This window comes from Bacillus sp. D386 (assembly GCF_006346415.1).
Map to the genome: position 1 here is coordinate 648,181 of NZ_VEMV01000002.1, position 16,735 is coordinate 664,915.

Annotated in this window: 15 protein-coding genes; 4 read left to right on the plus strand and 11 right to left on the minus strand. The window is 39.1% G+C overall.

The window, feature by feature from the left end; translation table 11 throughout:
* Nucleotides 1–37: 37 nt before the first annotated feature.
* The 8 genes from FHY45_RS08105 to FHY45_RS08140 all read right to left on the minus strand — a co-directional run bounded on the left by FHY45_RS08105 (nucleotide 38) and on the right by FHY45_RS08140 (nucleotide 9,633).
* Entirely contained in the window at nucleotides 38–877 is an 840-nt protein-coding gene (locus FHY45_RS08105; protein WP_066101072.1) for an MIP/aquaporin family protein, read from the minus strand.
* A 185-nt stretch (nucleotides 878–1,062) separates the two neighbouring features.
* Nucleotides 1,063–1,614 (minus strand): glycerol-3-phosphate responsive antiterminator, encoded by a 552-nt coding sequence (locus tag FHY45_RS08110; protein WP_066102330.1) that lies wholly within the window; start codon nucleotides 1,612–1,614, stop codon nucleotides 1,063–1,065.
* A gap of 108 nt (nucleotides 1,615–1,722) precedes the next feature.
* On the minus strand, nucleotides 1,723–4,707 hold the full coding sequence (locus FHY45_RS08115) for a YhgE/Pip domain-containing protein (RefSeq protein WP_139891341.1): 2,985 nt from the start codon (nucleotides 4,705–4,707) through the stop codon (nucleotides 1,723–1,725).
* 283 nt (nucleotides 4,708–4,990) lie between these two features.
* Nucleotides 4,991–5,605, minus strand: a complete 615-nt coding sequence (locus FHY45_RS08120) for a flavin reductase family protein (protein WP_066101077.1) — start codon at nucleotides 5,603–5,605, stop codon at nucleotides 4,991–4,993.
* 15 nt (nucleotides 5,606–5,620) lie between these two features.
* Entirely contained in the window at nucleotides 5,621–6,229 is a 609-nt protein-coding gene (locus tag FHY45_RS08125; RefSeq protein WP_139891342.1) for an alpha/beta hydrolase, read from the minus strand.
* A gap of 460 nt (nucleotides 6,230–6,689) precedes the next feature.
* Nucleotides 6,690–7,607 (minus strand): C40 family peptidase, encoded by a 918-nt coding sequence (locus FHY45_RS08130; protein WP_306821537.1) that lies wholly within the window; start codon nucleotides 7,605–7,607, stop codon nucleotides 6,690–6,692.
* Nucleotides 7,608–7,622: 15 nt separating this feature from the next.
* A complete protein-coding gene (locus tag FHY45_RS08135; RefSeq protein ID WP_066101083.1) occupies nucleotides 7,623–8,705 on the minus strand; it encodes a dipeptide epimerase in 1,083 nt (360 codons plus the stop codon).
* Nucleotides 8,695–9,633 carry a S66 peptidase family protein gene (locus tag FHY45_RS08140; RefSeq protein WP_139891343.1) on the minus strand — a complete coding sequence of 313 codons (939 nt, stop codon included), beginning with the start codon at nucleotides 9,631–9,633 and terminating at the stop codon, nucleotides 8,695–8,697. Before FHY45_RS08140 ends, FHY45_RS08135 begins: the two co-directional genes overlap by 11 nt.
* Before the next feature lie 600 nt (nucleotides 9,634–10,233).
* Between FHY45_RS08140 and FHY45_RS08145 the strand changes: the two genes are divergently transcribed.
* The 4 genes from FHY45_RS08145 to FHY45_RS08160 are packed head-to-tail and all read left to right on the plus strand — an operon-like array spanning nucleotide 10,234 to nucleotide 13,229.
* Entirely contained in the window at nucleotides 10,234–11,364 is a 1,131-nt protein-coding gene (locus tag FHY45_RS08145) for a helix-turn-helix domain-containing protein (RefSeq protein ID WP_139891344.1), read from the plus strand.
* The gene (locus FHY45_RS08150; protein ID WP_066101089.1) at nucleotides 11,357–11,560 is read left to right on the plus strand and encodes a PLDc N-terminal domain-containing protein; all 204 of its coding nucleotides are present in this window, start codon (nucleotides 11,357–11,359) and stop codon (nucleotides 11,558–11,560) included. The genes FHY45_RS08145 and FHY45_RS08150 overlap by 8 nt, the downstream gene beginning before the upstream one ends.
* Complete coding sequence (locus tag FHY45_RS08155; protein ID WP_066101092.1) at nucleotides 11,560–12,462, plus strand: ABC transporter ATP-binding protein; 903 nt, start codon at nucleotides 11,560–11,562, stop codon at nucleotides 12,460–12,462. The genes FHY45_RS08150 and FHY45_RS08155 overlap by 1 nt, the downstream gene beginning before the upstream one ends.
* A complete protein-coding gene (locus tag FHY45_RS08160) occupies nucleotides 12,459–13,229 on the plus strand; it encodes an ABC transporter permease (protein WP_066101095.1) in 771 nt (256 codons plus the stop codon). Before FHY45_RS08155 ends, FHY45_RS08160 begins: the two co-directional genes overlap by 4 nt.
* Before the next feature lie 89 nt (nucleotides 13,230–13,318).
* On the opposite strand, the gene FHY45_RS08165 is transcribed toward FHY45_RS08160, so the two are convergent.
* From FHY45_RS08165 to FHY45_RS08175, 3 genes are read right to left on the minus strand one after another with little or no spacing between them, the layout of a single operon-like run.
* A complete protein-coding gene (locus FHY45_RS08165) occupies nucleotides 13,319–13,915 on the minus strand; it encodes a DedA family protein (RefSeq protein WP_066101096.1) in 597 nt (198 codons plus the stop codon).
* A 45-nt stretch (nucleotides 13,916–13,960) separates the two neighbouring features.
* The gene (locus tag FHY45_RS08170; protein ID WP_139891345.1) at nucleotides 13,961–14,959 is read right to left on the minus strand and encodes a glycosyltransferase family 2 protein; all 999 of its coding nucleotides are present in this window, start codon (nucleotides 14,957–14,959) and stop codon (nucleotides 13,961–13,963) included.
* A gap of 14 nt (nucleotides 14,960–14,973) precedes the next feature.
* Nucleotides 14,974–16,662 (minus strand): DUF6044 family protein, encoded by a 1,689-nt coding sequence (locus FHY45_RS08175; protein ID WP_257468956.1) that lies wholly within the window; start codon nucleotides 16,660–16,662, stop codon nucleotides 14,974–14,976.
* Between the last annotated feature and the right edge of the window lie 73 nt (nucleotides 16,663–16,735).

Here is a 16,735-nt window from a genome sequence, read left to right on the forward strand (position 1 = left end):
TTTTTATATTATAATCGATTTCTCTAAAGTTAGTAACTTATAACCTTGCTTTTGCTGGATCATTAGCTTGTCGTAGTGCTTGTTCTGAATCTTTATTAGTCATAAAATAAGCGATTACCAAGATAACTACAGTGCCAGCTAATACTGCCCAGAAAGCGCCTGTCAACGTATTATTGAAGACCGCTTTATGGAACAAAGCCCCCAAGGATCCGCCGAGAATAGGACCTACAACCGGAATCCAAGCATATCCCCAATTAGATGGGCCTTTCCCCGCTATCGGAAGAATCGCATGTGCAATACGCGGACCTAAGTCACGTGCCGGATTGATGGCGTAACCAGTTGTTCCCCCAAGAGCCATACCGATTCCTACGATTAAAAGACCGACTGCGAATGGATTTAGGCCTTCCGTAAAATCATTTGCTCCAATAAATTGCAGACCAAGCAATAAAATAAATGTTCCTATAATTTCACTAAGTAAATTTGAAAATGTATGAGGAATAGCCGGACCAGTTGCGAAAACCCCTAATTTTGTCCCTGGATCTTCAGTCGCCTTCCAATGTGGTAAGTATTGTAAATAAATAAGAGTTGCCCCAATCATTGCTCCAATCATTTGCGCCAAAATATATCCAGGTACATCTGCCCAAGCAAAATCTCCGCTAAACGCAAGACCAAATGTAACAGCAGGATTTAAATGAGCACCGCTAATGCCGCCGACTGCAAATACGCCTAATGTAACACCAAGCCCCCAAGCTATAGTGATAACAATCCACCCAGCATCCTTTGCATAAGATTTAGTTAAGTTGGCTCCAGCACACACTCCTGCTCCAAAAACAATCAAGATCATCGTGCCTACTAATTCACCCCAAAATGGTGTCATTCCTTCCATCTCCCTATCATATAATTTCAAAAAAAAATGAAGAAACAAGCACTAAAGTATTCCTACTTATTAAGGAATACTGCCACCTGTGTCTCCATGTCTTTCCACATACTTATTAACTTAAACACAGTGTAAAACTTTTTGTAAACGCTGTCAAATAAAAAGAAATAAATAGGGAATTCGACTCATTCCCCTGCAAAATACTGCCAAAGTTCTCGTTTAGACGAGGTTATCGAGACAGCACCAGCTTCAAGTGCTTCTTTCGCTTCCTCAACTGTTCGGATTAAACCACCCGCAAAGATCGGCAGCTGAATTTCCCCTGCAACTTCTTTAATCATATTAGGAAGTGCGCCCGGTAGTACTTCAATATAATCAGGCTGTGATTTTTTGACCATCTTATAGCTGCGTTCGAGCGCATGGCTATCAATCATAAAGATTCGCTGCACAGCTATTGCCTGATGTTTTTTTGCTTCTTGGATAACCGCTGATTTTGTGGATATGACACCAAATGGTTTAAACTCCTGACATAAATATTGAGTACCATATTCATCATTTTTTAATCCATTGATTAAATCCACGTGAAAAAACAGTTGTTTATCTGCCATTTTGGCCATTTGAGTAATATGTTTGATTTGCCCAAGATGAGTCTCTAAAATAACACCTGTTTTAAATCCTGATTGTAAAAACTTTTCAAAGTCCTTCATAGTTGAAGCTGCCGGTAATATTTTCTGATTCAATCTAATCTCTCCCATTCGGACCCCTTATTCATAAGTAAAAATCCCTTTCAATATAGAATACAATTAATCTATGCATTCTTCTACTAAAAGGGATTTATATAATTATATTTACCTTACTATTTCTGCATCTCCTCCTGATTCATTTTTTTTGAAAAAGGATAATCCAACGGACAGTCCAGCAAACAGGAGCAGGAACACAACTAGTATCGTTGCATTCGCAAACATCATACCGATGTCATCCAATGATACTAATGCTCGGAAGCCTGCAATCGAATAAGTCATCGGCAAGAAATTGCTTAGAGTACGTAAATATTCAGGCAGCATATCAATTGGCAATGCAGATCCGGTAGTAGATAGCTGCATAATCAGAAGTGCCACGCCTATAAACAAACCAATGTTGCCGGCAAGCATAGTCAGGAAGAACACAATGGACATAAATGAGATACTCGCCAATACAGCAAACAAGATAAGCAACAGGCTATTCGCAAATCCTGAATTAACAAAGAATATGGTAAAGCCAGAAAGAAGGATGGCCTGACCAGCTACCAATAAAGCAAGCAAACCAAATCTTTTTGAATACCATGCGAAGCCTGAACTAGCTTCATCCATTGGTTTTCTAACCCCAACAACTAACATCATTAATAAAACACCCACAAATAATGCTAACGATAGTACATATGGTGCGTTTGCGTAACGATAATACGGATAACTATTAATTTTCGAATCGATCAGCTCAACCGGCGAGGAGAACATGCTAATCGTTTCATCAGTAGCATTTATACCGGCCGTTTTTTCAGCTCCGTCACCTAAGCCGTTGGATAATTCAAGTGTACCATCTTTGATTTGACCGACACCTTTATCAATTTCAGTTACCCCTTCCTTCATCGTACCCCAGCCAGTATTAACCGTTGCGTTACCATCGGCTACTTGCTTAGATCCATCAAATAGCTGCTTAGATCCATCAACAGCTGTTTTCCAGCCTGCATTCACTGTGGCATTACCACCAGCCACTTCAGCAGCACCATTTTTCAACGTATTCAAAGATGTTGATAATGTACCCCATGCGCTATTCACTGTTGCTGTTCCATCGGCCACTTGCTTGGAACCATCATAAAGCTGTTTAGAACCTGCTACTGCGGTTTTCCAGCCATCGTTTACCGTAGCATTACCGTCTGCCACTTGCGCAGCACCTTTATTTAGCGTGTCTAAAGATGTTGTTAACGTACCCCATGCAGTATTAACTGACCCTGTGCCTGCTGCTACTTGTTTGGATCCGTCATAAAGACGTTTGGATCCGTCTACTGCAGTTTTCCAACCTTCGTTAACTGATTGATTTCCGGCAGCTACTGTGGTAAGACCGCCATTAATTTCACCAACACCATTAGTGATTACTCCCCAATTTGTTTTTACTGAATCCGTACCAGATTTTATTTGTTCAGCACCCACTGTTAATTCTGATGCTCCTTGAACAATATCCTTTTGACCCGGTATTATTTGATTTTCAAATGCACCATTTAATTGTTCTATACCTGGTTTAAGCTTTTCAGAAATACCTGAAGCCAATAAAGCTGCACCTGCATTGAGACCATTTTCTCCCTTTATACCTCCATTTACCAGAGCAGTTCCTTCAGCTACAGCTTTTGCACCTTTTAATAACTCTTGATAATCTGGGTTAAGTTCTATCCCAGGAATTTTCTCAGCTAATTTTTCTATACCTGCCGCAACTCTGGCAGCTCCATCTGCTAAGTCAGGTGTTTTCGCTGCTAATTGATTTAAACCTCCAGAAATTTTAGCGCTTCCATTTTCCAGTTCAGGCATACTACCATTTAATTGTTTGACTCCTGTTTGAGCTGATTGTAAACCAAGCAACATATCAGAAGTACCTTTTTTCAACTTTTCAGTCCCATCATAAATAGCTGCTCCACCATTAGCCAACTCCTCAATCTTACCTTTATTGCCATCAAGCTGGGAATAAAGATAATCTGATCCATCTTTAAGTTCTTTGGATCCTTTTGCAAGAGCCTCAATATCCTTCTCCTTCGCACTAAATGTTCCTGACAAGGTCCCTAAACCGTCTTCAATTGACTTTGATCCATCTGCTAGTTGTTGAATTTCAGCGGCCTTACCGCCAACGGTTGAATAAATTAAACCTGAGCCGTTTCTGAGATCAGCTGCCCCATCAGCCAGCATGGCAATACTAGCTGAACTTCCTGCCATTGTGCCATTCAACTGGCCTAACCCATCCTCAACCTGCTTCGACCCACTTGCAAGTGTATTGATATCGCCGGTCTTACCACTTACTGTTGAATGCATAAGGCTCGACCCATCACTGACCTGAGCTGCTCCATTTGCCAATCTTGCGATATCAGCTGATTTTCCAGCCATTGTTCCATTCAATTGACCGAGTCCCTGTTCAAGTTCCTTTGAACCGTCTGCCAGTTTTTGAATATCTCCTGATTTTGTCGTTAAAGAATCCAGAAGAGTTCCAGTACCATCCTTCAGTTTAACAGAGCCTTCATGGAGCTTTGTTGAACCATCCGCACCGGATTTAAATCCTTCTGCTACATCACCAAGCTGGGCAAAAACTGTACTGGTATAGGTAGCGGTGATTGTATCAGCAAGCTGCTCTTTAATTGTTCCTATAGCTGTTTTCGTTGCTGTTGCAGCTATAAAATGCAACCCTTCATTCTGCGTATACTTTAGTTCCGGTTTTTCCGGATTTTCATCCATTACGGTTGCTACCTTTTGGGAAAAGTCTTCAGGAATCTCAATTACCATATAATATTCATTATCATTAAGTCCGCGATTTGCTTGTTCCTTACTGACAAATCTCCATCCCAGGTCATTCCCGTCTTTCAGTTTCGCTACCAAATCTCTACCAACATTAACTTCCTTACCGTCTGTTACAGTACCTGAATCATTATTCACAACTGCGACCGGCAAGTTTGAAAGATTATCATATGGTCCCCAACTTGGCGTTAGCATAATCAATCCATAAACTAACGGTACCAATAATACAGCAATTAATGAGATCCAAAAACCTCTCCTGCGACCGAGTTCTGACATCCGATTCCCATTACCTAAAGCGTTCATTCATTACCCCCACTTGTCTGATTTATCTATATTAAGGTGGTTATGAAAGCGCAACCACTCGTATACTGATTATATATTCTGAATATTTAGTGAAAGTCCTTCTAGTAATTTAACAAATTTGTAAATTAATTAGATATTTTGTACCTTTTTTTAATTTTTAATAAGAAAATCTTATGACTTAATTAAAGAAAAACTTATCTTTTATAGTCTTTTAGACCTTTTCTATTACCAAAAGAACCCATAAAAAAACCTCCCTACTTGAAGTGGGAAGTTTTGTACTCTATTATTTTGGTCTTTCCAGAATAAATTGTTCACCAATCTTCATAAAATTTTGGCCAGCAAGCCGGGAAACAGGCTTGAGTAATTCTGTACTGATTGTACCATCCTTGTAGATGGCTTCATCTATATGATAAAAAACAATATTACCGATTAGTAGATCACAACCTGCATCTTCTGCGGTATGGCCTCCAAGCGGTATTACTTTATGTACGGTACATTCCATCCGAATCTTCGCAGGGCTAAGCCCTGGGACTCGTACATGAACACTATCTACTGTTTGAAAGGGAGATCCTTCTAGTTCACTTTGGTCCGGAGGCAATTCAGCTGCTGTCCAATTCGCTCCCTCCACGTTTTCTTCATCTGTAATATGGAGGACAAATTCTCCCGAATCGATTGCATTTCTTGCTGTATCCTTTCTTTCGCCATTCCGTCGCTGGATTGATACAGCAATCAGCGGGGGATTTGAACTAACGATCGTAAAATAACTAAAAGGTGCAATATTCATAATTCCTTCGTTAGAAATGGTTGAGATAATGGCAATCGGTCTAGGAACGACTGCCCCTGTTAAAAAGGTATAATTCTCTCGCTCACTCATTTCAGTTGGATTTAGCGATATCATCTAATCATCTCCAATTTATTTAAATTGCTGAGAAAACCATAATCCTGCAGCCTCTACCTCTGATTGTGTCAGCTGGTGTCCATTTTGTTCCCAATAAACCTCTACTTTGGCTCCGGCAGCCTTCAGTATTTCACTCAGTTCTTTTGTTTCTTCCGGTGAACAAATTGGATCGTTTTTGCCGGCACCTATAAAGATTGGCAGACGTTCCATTTCTGGCAGCTTTATTCCTCTTAAAGGAACCATAGGATGATGCAAAATAGCTCCTTTTAATACATGTTGGTAGTGAAAAAGCATACTGGCAGCTATATTAGCTCCATTTGAATAACCGATTGCCAACACATTGTTTCGGTCAAACCCATACTTGACTGAGGCTTCGTTTAAATAATCGTTTAGTTCCTTTGTACGAAACTTTAAATCTTCAACATCAAAAATACCTTCAGCCAATCTTTTAAAGAACCTTGGCATTCCATTTTCCGAAACGTTGCCTCGTACACTTAAAATGGAGGACTCAGGTGAAATTAATTTAGCAATCGGCACTAAATCATGCTCTGTTCCACCTGTACCATGCAGCATAAAAAGTGTTGGAAGTTTCATATTTGTTCCCTTTATAAAATAGTCTCTCATGCATATTCCCCCAATTGATCGCTTGAAACGTTCCAATTTATCCCTCGAATTCTTGAGATTCTTACCTCACAGGATTTCAATTCTATTAAGATCACTTTAAATTTATCTTGAAACTAGTATATTATACAACTTTATTTATTACAAAATTGAGTAGCAAGAGTATTACCTCTATTAAAATAATCGATTAGCATAAAGGGTCATTATAGGGAATGACCATTAACATTATTCAGATAACCACTCAATACAAAAAGGTCCCGATCAGTATGGAAAAGCTCTGATCAGGACTAATCATTGATACCGATAATATGGTTCCACATTGTTTCTTCTAACCTTTCTTTCCATCATGGTTTTGTCTTTTTTGGTACGAATCATTTAAACTATCTTATTAAGCAGTTAAACTATATGTTTGGAGTCTTTCGATAAAATAGGGACAATATTAAATACATACATGCTTTGAATTCTACTTTTCCAAACATCTCATTGCCATGCATAACTCTTTTTCATATATAGTGCCTTCAATCGGGATAATTTCAATTGATTTACCCGTATGCGGTGAATGAAGAAGTTTACCTTGTCCATAATAAATCCCGACATGATGAATGGCTCCTTTTCCATTATCATATGCAAAGAAAAGCAAGTCCCCCCTTTGTACCCCATTCAGCGCAATCGGCGTACCATATTGCGCCTGCTCACTTGCATCACGTGGAATACTATAGCCATTTGCCTTATAAATTGTATAGGTAAATCCTGAGCAATCATACCCATAACTGCTCAGTCCACCCCACAAATAGGGTAAGCCGACGAATTGCTCTCCAGAAGTGACAATGTCTATATCACTCCCTGGCTTCCCTCTCTCTTTACAGTTAAATAAAGCTATATCATCTCTGTGTAAATTTCCAATACCTAAGGGGGTGTCTACAAGTATCCGTCCATCTTTTTCACCAAGGTATGATAACTTCGTTTGATAGCTTAGCACTAGGGTATCTTGTGTTTTTTCCAGTGTAAGCAAAGCCTTCCGACTTGTAATCAAGGCAAAAGTGTCATTGGATGCAGGTTCATAATTCTCCAGCTGGCATAGAGGTACCCAGCCTGGATATCCTCTGGAATCTTTCTTTGAAGACTGCTCGATGGCAATGATATGGGCCCATCCATGTTTATATTCGAGCAGCAGGACCTGTTCACCAAATAATAATTGGGTCTGGATTCTATTGGATTCGCATAAATCAAGCCGCTCAGCCTCATTCATAAATAGAAGCCAATCCTCCAATCGGACCGGATGGCTAATGGCTGGACGATCAAGCTCTCTATAAGACTGATTTGTAGTCCAAACGGTCGCTACAGTTACATTAACGGTCATGATTTTGTGAGTAAATCCCACTTTTTGATCCTCCTCTCACTTGAGCTGAATATTCCTTATACCTAAGCCTTCTATTTCGGGTAAAGTAAATTTACTACCCTTATATTGTATGCCGCCTTCAATCAGGGAGCGGGATAACATGAGAGGGGCATCAAAATCATAGCGGGTAATATTACGTTTACTTGCAGCAAAGTGAGCAGCAGCTGTTAAACCTAAATGTGTTTCAATCATACTGCCCATCATGCATTCCATCCCTGCCGCCTCAGCTAATTGGTTAATGTACTGGGCGTAAAAAATCCCTCCAGTTTTCATCAATTTAATATTAATCATGTCTGCACTCCGTGTACGAATGACCTCTAAGGCTTGCCTTGGGGTAAATACACTTTCATCTGCCATAATAAATGTATTTACCTGATTAGTTACTTGTCTGAGCCCTTCCAAATCATCTGCCTTGACCGGTTGTTCCACCAATTCAATTTGTAAACCCATTTCCTCCATACGGCGGATTGCCTGAATCGCTTCCTTCGCAGTCCATCCTTGGTTAGCATCCAGACGTATCGTAATCTCATTCCCCACACACTTTCTAATTTCTTTCACTCTCGCAATATCCTCATTTATATTACCGAGACCTACTTTAACCTTTAAGGTTGTAAAACCGCTCTTTACATATTCCAATGCCTCCTCCCCCATTATGTGAGGGATATCCACACTTACCGTAAAGTCTGTTTCAAGCCGAGAGCTTCTGCCACCTAAATACTGATAAAGGGGCAGCTTACTATTTTGGGCCAGACAATCATAAATAGCCATATCAATTGCCGCTCTTCCGCTTGAATTTCTTGTCATAATAGCGGATAGGTCATGAAAAATCTCTTCGAAACACAAAATATCTTTTCCTATTAAACTGGGTTTAAAAAAGTCGTGAATAGCTGTTTCTATTGATTGTAATGTATCACCAGTAATAACAGCAGTTGCGGTTGCTTCTCCCCATCCAACCAAACCATTGTCACATTGAATTTTGACATAAACAGAGTCAGCTGTATTTACAATCCTTAATGCTGTTTTAAATGGTTTAATTAAAGGAACTTGTATACGATAGGTTTCGATATTACTAATTTTCATCTGCAATTCCGCTTTCAATGGTAAGTGTCTTCTCTGCAGTGCTGATTTTGGCTTTCACGCCAAGTGGTATTCCAATATGTGGATTGCAATGACCAATTTTAAATCCACCCATAGCTGGCTTATTAATCAGTTTTGTATAGTGAGTCAATACCTCATCAAGGGTGAGTGTCCGTCTGCTTTTTGGCTCGCAATCGGCAAAATCACCGATGACAAGACCGGCAATATCACTTAACTTTCCAGCCAACCATAAATGATTTAAGAAGATATCAATATTCCTAGGCTCTTCATAAATATCTTCTATTAAAAGGAGCTTTCCTTTCGTATCTATTTCGAAAGGAGTCCCCAAGGTCGTTGTGATCAAGCTTAGATTTCCTCCTACTAATTCACCCTCCGCTTCTCCCTCAATAAATGGGTGTAAAGGGGAGATATCCTCTTTATAATTCACTTCTTCTGATTGAAAAAGCTGTTTAAATGATTCCTTAGAGCGAGGATGTATATCATCATTTCCTAAATCAGATGCAAGCATAGGACCGTGAAAGGTAACCAAGCCAGTCTTTTGTCGAATTGCCGTATGTATAAATGTAATATCTGAATATCCCCAGAAAATCTTTGGGTTATTCCTAATGACTTCATAATTAATGGCATCCGCAATTCGCGCCGTCCCATATCCCCCACAAGCACAGATAATGGCTTTTACGTCTTCGTCCTTAAACATCGCTTCAAGATCTTCCACCCGTTCTGCGTCTTCGCCTGCAAGATAGCCATATTCCTTATAGATATGACTGCCCATTTTTACGGTAAGACCTAAATCCTGTTCCAGAAAAGACAGTGCTTTTTGAAGGGCCTCCTTCTTTGGAGGACTGGCAGGAGCAATGACGCCCACTGTATCTCCCTTTTTGATCCGTTTTGGTTTAAGTTGTTCTAACATCTTCTCACTCCCTGATTATGTAATAAAGGATTCTCTATTGAACATCCATAAATTAGCTGAGAACTATAGGTTCATTTCTTTATAGGAATCTTTAATATTAATAACTTCTTTGCGATTCCTACTTAATAAAGAGCCAACTAAAATAAATGTATGTAAAATAAATCAGTCCTATTCAGTTCTATAACTAAAAACATATCCACATGCCCTTACCTATTTTCTAAATTATCAATCAATTAATGCTATAAGAAATCTTAGAAAACCCATTTCTTCAAAAGAATACAAAAAGTACTTTTACTATCCCTTATTCATAATAACAATAACCCCCTTAATTTACATAAGTAAACAACGATTTAGAGGAACGATTTTTTAATATCAACAGGCAAAAAAATATCATAGGTAAGCCACTTGGAGATTGGATTTATGATTGGAGTTGCCGTGAACTGACATTCATTGGATCACCATAACAAGATCCTGAGGCTTATTTATTATTGACTGTTTAACGTAAAGTTTCTCGTTAGTTGATTTTGTATCGAAAAATATCGTATTGCTCCATTTAGCTTTACAGCATCTATGGTTACAATAGTTATAGGAGGTAGTTGTATGTACTCATTAAATTTTTCACATAACCTTGCTAACCTGCGCCGTAAAAAGAAACTCACCCAAAAGGAATTAGCGGATTTTATCGGTGTTACGAAGGCATCCGTATCTAAATGGGAAAATAAACAGAGCTTGCCGGACATCTTACTATTACCCCAGCTCGCATCTTTTCTAGATGTAAGTATAGATGAATTGCTGGGCTATGAAGCACAGTTGAGTCGGGAACAAATCCAAAAGCTATATGTGGAGCTTGCTTCTGACTATACAAGACTGCCCTTTAATGAAGTGATGAATAAATCACGAGAACTGGTTCGCCGCTATTATTCCTGTTATTCCTTTTTACTCCAGATCTGCATCCTTTGGCTGAACCATTTTCCTCTTGCAAAGGACCATGATGAGCAACAAAGAATTTTGCACGAAGCTGTAACACTTTGTGAGCATATAGAGGAAAATTGTAAAGTAATAGATATTTGTAATGATGCTATCACTGTGAAAGCTGTATTCAACCTCCAACTCGGTAAAGCTGAAGAAGTCATTGAAGCATTGGAGATGATAGCAGATCCAACTCGCATCTATCACCAAAGTGATTCAATTTTGGCACAGGCCTATCTGACCGTCGGGGATTTAGACAAAGCCAAAAGCTATACACAAATCAATATGTATCTACATGTGATATCGCTGATTACAACTGCGGTCCAATACCTAGCCATTCATATGGATGACCTTGCAGTATGTGAAAAAACGATTAAAAAAACAGAGGGATTGATTCGGCTATATGATTTAAACAACCTGCATCCCAATAGCGCAGCACAATTTTTCTATCAGGCAGCACTTGTCTATATCACACATGGAGAAAAAGAAAAGGCGCTGGGAATGCTAAATCAATATGTTCAGGTAGTTCGAGTGCTTTTTACCCATGAGCACGCGTTGCTCCACGGCGATGCTTATTTTGACAGGCTGGATGAATGGATTAGCAAACTTGACCTAGGAGCATCACCGCCACGAAATATGCGCCTTGTGGCAAAAAGTGTACTGGAGTCTTTTAAGCATCCATTATTGACAGCACTTCAGGACAATCTAGAATTTAAGAGAATACAAAGAGAACTTACGGAAGGAGTGAAATATTATGAATGAAGTTAAAGAATTCTTACCCTTTATTATTCCTTTGGTTATTGCAGAATTTACATTGCTGGGTTATACCATCCATCATATTTTGACACATAATACCTATAAGCGCGGCAGTCGTACCATGTGGCTAGTTATCGTGATAATCGGCATGCAATTCATAGGACCTATTCTGTATTTCCTGCTTGGAAAAGAGGATGAATGATGAATATGTTAACTTTATCTCATGTAAAAAAGCGGTTTGGAGATAAAAAAGTATTAGAGGATGTCACTTTTTCTGTACCGGAGCATACTGTTTTTGGTTTTGTGGGTCAGAATGGCGCTGGGAAAACTACGACTATGAAAATTATTCTTGGCTTGCTGGAGGCAAACAGCGGGGAGATTACTGTTGGCGGAGAAAAGGTTCGCTACGGCGATACTCCCACAAATCGGCTTATTGGATATTTACCTGATGTACCTGAGTTTTATTCTTTTATGGCTCCTAAAGAATATTTGCATTTTTGCGGTGAGCTCACAGGGATGTCATCTTCGAGTATCAAGGCTCGTACAACGGAGCTTCTGGAGCTTGTGGGACTCTCCAATGAGAAACGGCGAATCAAAGGTTTTTCACGCGGCATGAAGCAACGGCTCGGAATTGCACAAGCGCTTTTCAACCGACCTAGACTGTTGATTTGCGATGAACCGACCTCCTCTCTCGATCCTGTTGGAAGAAGGGAAATTCTAGATATTCTTACCGCAGCAAAGGAACATACAACTATTCTCTTTTCCACGCATATTCTTTCCGATGTTGAGCGTATATGTGATGAGGTCGCATTCCTTCACGAAGGCCAAATCGTGTTGCAGGAATCAATGGAAAAGTTAAAAAGAGACTATGCAAGCATCGGGTATGAAATTGAGTTGGAGTATCCAGAAGATACGGCAAAACTACTTGCTGCTTTTCCAAGCATCAAAAAAAGCAATGAGAAACACCTATTGCTGGAGCGAGCTGATCAGGTACAGACAGAAGCCGTATTACGTTTTATATTGGAACATCATATTCCTTTCCGCCGTTTCGAAAAGCAGGAGCTATCGCTGGAATCTCTGTTTATGGAGGTCGTCAGTAAATGAAATCTTTTCTAGCTTTTTTCAAAAAAGAGTGGATGGAATGGAGTCGAACAGGACGATTGCTCATTCTACTGCTAGTATTTGTACTTTTCGGGATTATGAATCCAGCTATAGCAAAGATAACTCCATGGATGATGGAAATGATGGCAGACTCTCTGGAGGGATCAGGCCTTGTCGTTACAGAGGTTACAGTAGATGCCTTGACCTCCTGGACTCAGTTTTATAAAAACATGCCAATAGCCCTGATTATTTTTATACTGCTATGCAGTGGATCCTTTACTTCAGAATATCAAAAAGGAACACTCATCCCTGTTCTGACAAAGGGTCTTTCTCGCTGGAAATTCGTTATCGCAAAAAGCATGATGATATTTATATCGTGGACAGCTTGCTATTGGATTTGCTTTGGTATCACTTATGCTTATAATGCTTTTTATTGGGATAATAGCATCGCCATGTACACTAGCTTTGCAGCAATGTGTTACTGGCTTTTCGGGCTTTGGGTGTTATCATTTATGGTGCTGTTTTCTACACTATCCTCTAGTAATACCACTGTTTTACTCGGAACTGGTGGTACTGTACTGGCGGTTTATCTCATCGGACTTTTCCCAAAGCTAGAATCTCTCACACCGATGAAGCTAACTGAAACCATGAGTCTCCTGACAGGGCTCAAAGAACCGGGAGAGTATGTCACGACGATTGCAATATCTGCCGGCATAGTCGGAATATGCCTCGCTGTTGCGGTTATGATTTTCAAAACAAAAAAGATATAAGATATGTTAAAACAGAAGCCCCTGTCAGGTCATCCTAACAGGGGCTTCTGTTTTCTCTACATTATAATGAACAATATGTAAAATATTTTTTAAGAGCTAACTTTACTTCTCGCAGGAGAGAACCAATTTTTCCATGAAAGTACTACGATGAAAATCAAGAAAAAAATGACCGCAATGAAGCTTAAATACTTGAGACCAATCATATTTCCGAAATAAAATCCAATCGTCATATAAAAGGTTGTCCATAGTAAGCTTGCTAAAAACGCGAGCGAGAAAAATTTTGCATATGGTAATTCACGTGTTCCTGACATATAGGGAGTTAGCTGTCTAAGTCCCGGTAAAAAATATCCTATAACAACCATTTTATTTTCAAATTGATCAAACCTTTTATGCATACTCATCCAGCGTTTCGGTGTGATTTTCACTAGATTTCCATACTTCTTGATGATGGATGTCCCAAGCTTCCTTCCAATCATATAGGTAAAAAGCATACCCACATTAGTACCCAATAGTGCAGCGCAGATGGCCCAAAGAAAATTGAGGTTTTGTTCAGCAATGACAGCACCGATAAAAATAACAAATGTTTCTTCAGGTGCAGGAATTCCCACAATCCCGCAAAATAAAACTAAGATAATCACCCAGTATCCATACAGCTGTATATAATTTGTAATAGCATCAAGCGTCATGTAGTTTCCTTCCTGTTTTCAAACCAAGATACATATATAACCCTGTTAGCGAGATTTATATTGATTTTCCTGGTTCGCCTGGTCTTTTTGATCTTCAGTATAGTTGTCCACATCAATGGCATAAATCGGCCTTTGTTTAACCTCTTTAAAAATCTTGCCAATGTATTCACCCACTATTCCAATACCAATCAACTGCAGGCCACCAATAATCCACAGAGAAATCATGATGGATGTCCAACCAGATTGTGTATTCCCCAGTGTTTTTTGAATCAGAGCATAGCTGCCTGCGACCACACTGATAAACAGCGTCAAAAAGCCAATGTAGGTAACACAGCGTATCGGCGCAACACTAAAGGAGGTAATCCCATCAAGCGCAAAAGAAATCATTTTCTTCAACGGATATTTAGACTCTCCCGCTTCTCTTTCCTTCCGATCATAAAAGACTTCAGCGGAGGAAAATCCAATCATTGGAATCATACCTCTTAAGAATAAATTCCGTTCCTTATATTTTAAAAGTTCTCCCAATGCACGCTTGCTCATTAATCTAAAATCTGCATGATTAGGAATTAGTTTGATTCCCAATTTGCCCATCATACGATAAAAGCTAAGCGCTGTAGTCCGCTTGAATATAGTATCCTTCTTTCGCTGATCTCGGACTCCATAGACAATATCATATCCCTGATTGTATTTTTCAACCATCTCTTTAATGACCTGTATGTCATCCTGTAAATCAGCATCGATGGAGATGACACAATCAGAATGCTTTTGGGCTGTTGCCAGACCAGCGAGCAATGCATTTTGATGACCTACATTGCCAGCTAATTTTAGCCCCTTGACTAAACTATTCTGTACACTCTCCATTTGTATTAAATCCCAGGTATCATCAACACTGCCATCATCCACAAATAAAATAGCACTCCTTTCTGAGATTACACGGGAGTCCAATAACTCTTTTAGAATGGATGAAAGCTCTTCAGATGTTTTAGACAATACCTCCTGTTCATTGTAACAAGGCACAACGATTGTTAATACAGGCAGATTCATTATGAGTAACTCCTTTACATGACATGATATAGATAGATCTTCCAAGCTGAATCTTCATGATCAAAAACATCCATCAATTCAAGGTTATTCTCATCTGCATTCACAATAGGTACAGCTGAGATTATATATTGACCGCCCATTTCTTTCAGTACCTTCGTATTCAACTCTAAATTTTTTATTGTTTTGGATGAATTTTTTTCGTAATCATATTTCTTACCAAGCTCATCCACAAAAATATAACAACGCCCGCCCCATTTATCAAAATATTTTTTAAGCTGAGCGTTCTTATCCAGCTCCTTCTCAATAATTTCTCGGAACTGATGCTTGTACGCCAATGGATAGTAATTGTTATACGTATCCAAAGTATAAAAGCCATTATATTGAGCAATAGCAGGATGTAATCCTATACTTACCACTCTGTACGTATCCTGAGGTTTTCCAATATAATCTTTTATCTCAGTAAATTGGTCAACAGCATAAAACTCCCTAAAAGTCGGTGAATCCAGTCTTCCATAATACACTTCCGGATTGTACATAAATAAGACAATCAGCTGAGCGACAATGACTCCTTTTGAAAACTGCCTCCATCTCCCTCCATTTTTCCAAAGAATACGGCAGGACAGGGCAAACAATAAGTACAAAACTAACGGTCTCAGGAAATGAAAACGGGCAAAATTAAAATTATTTAAAAGTGAAATTTGTTCTTTCAAGGATGCCCATCCCTCATAAAACCAAAACGCATACCATGCAGATAAAATAAAATTCAAGATAAACAGCTGAACATAGCGTTTCTCACTTTTCCAAAGCTTATTCCGATAAATAAACCATAAAGCTATAAATGACACAGGCAAAATAATATATTGATGAAGCGTTAATACATGATTATGTCCAATTATGTAATTTTTAAATATCAGACGGACAGATCGCGCAAATCCTAATGCAGAGCTGAAATATTCATCCCGGCTGTTGGGCTCTTCAGGAAATATCAAAGAATAAACCAAGCGATATTCAATCAACAGGTAAATAAAAGTCATTAAAGCAATACTGCCGAAGAATTTCCAATTAGGGTCTTTTTTCTTGATCCAATCATAAAGCCAAAGCAATCCCATAGCCACCAGGAAGAAAAAGAACCCCAGTACAAAGCTCGAATAAAAAGGCAGAAGAATTAAAATGAGCCAATCCGTCCATTTACTATCTCTGCCTCTAATATTCAAAAAGGCATACAAGGCTAATGGATGCCCCAATGTGGCAAGCATTCCGGATGGCCAAAAAGGAGTCAAAGCAAAGGCCAATGCAACGAATACACGTATAAAGCCATGTTCCTCTTTTCTAACAACATGCTTTTTAAGTAAGAGATACATTCCAATAAACGCAAAGATTCTAGTAATCGCCTGACTGATTGAATATGCCGTCATGGATGGTAATAAATAATGGAGCCATTCAATTCCGCTGAATTCAGTTCCAATTGAATTCCTCGGCAAACCATTAATGATTTGTGGAATAGTCTCATTTATCGGTCCAAACAGCATTTGATTATCCTTCAGAACCTTGTACCAAGCGATATTGGAATCTAAGTTATCATGCACCCGTATATGAGAATCTTCACCAAGTATAAACATCGGAGCCAAATAAATGATCAACAACACCATCGCAGCTATCAATAACTTAGTTTCCTCAGTCCATTTGTTTCTTAATTCCCCCACTGCTATACACCGACTTTTCAAGATATATTTAAATCAACCCACCAATAATTGTAAAATTATAATGTACTCATGG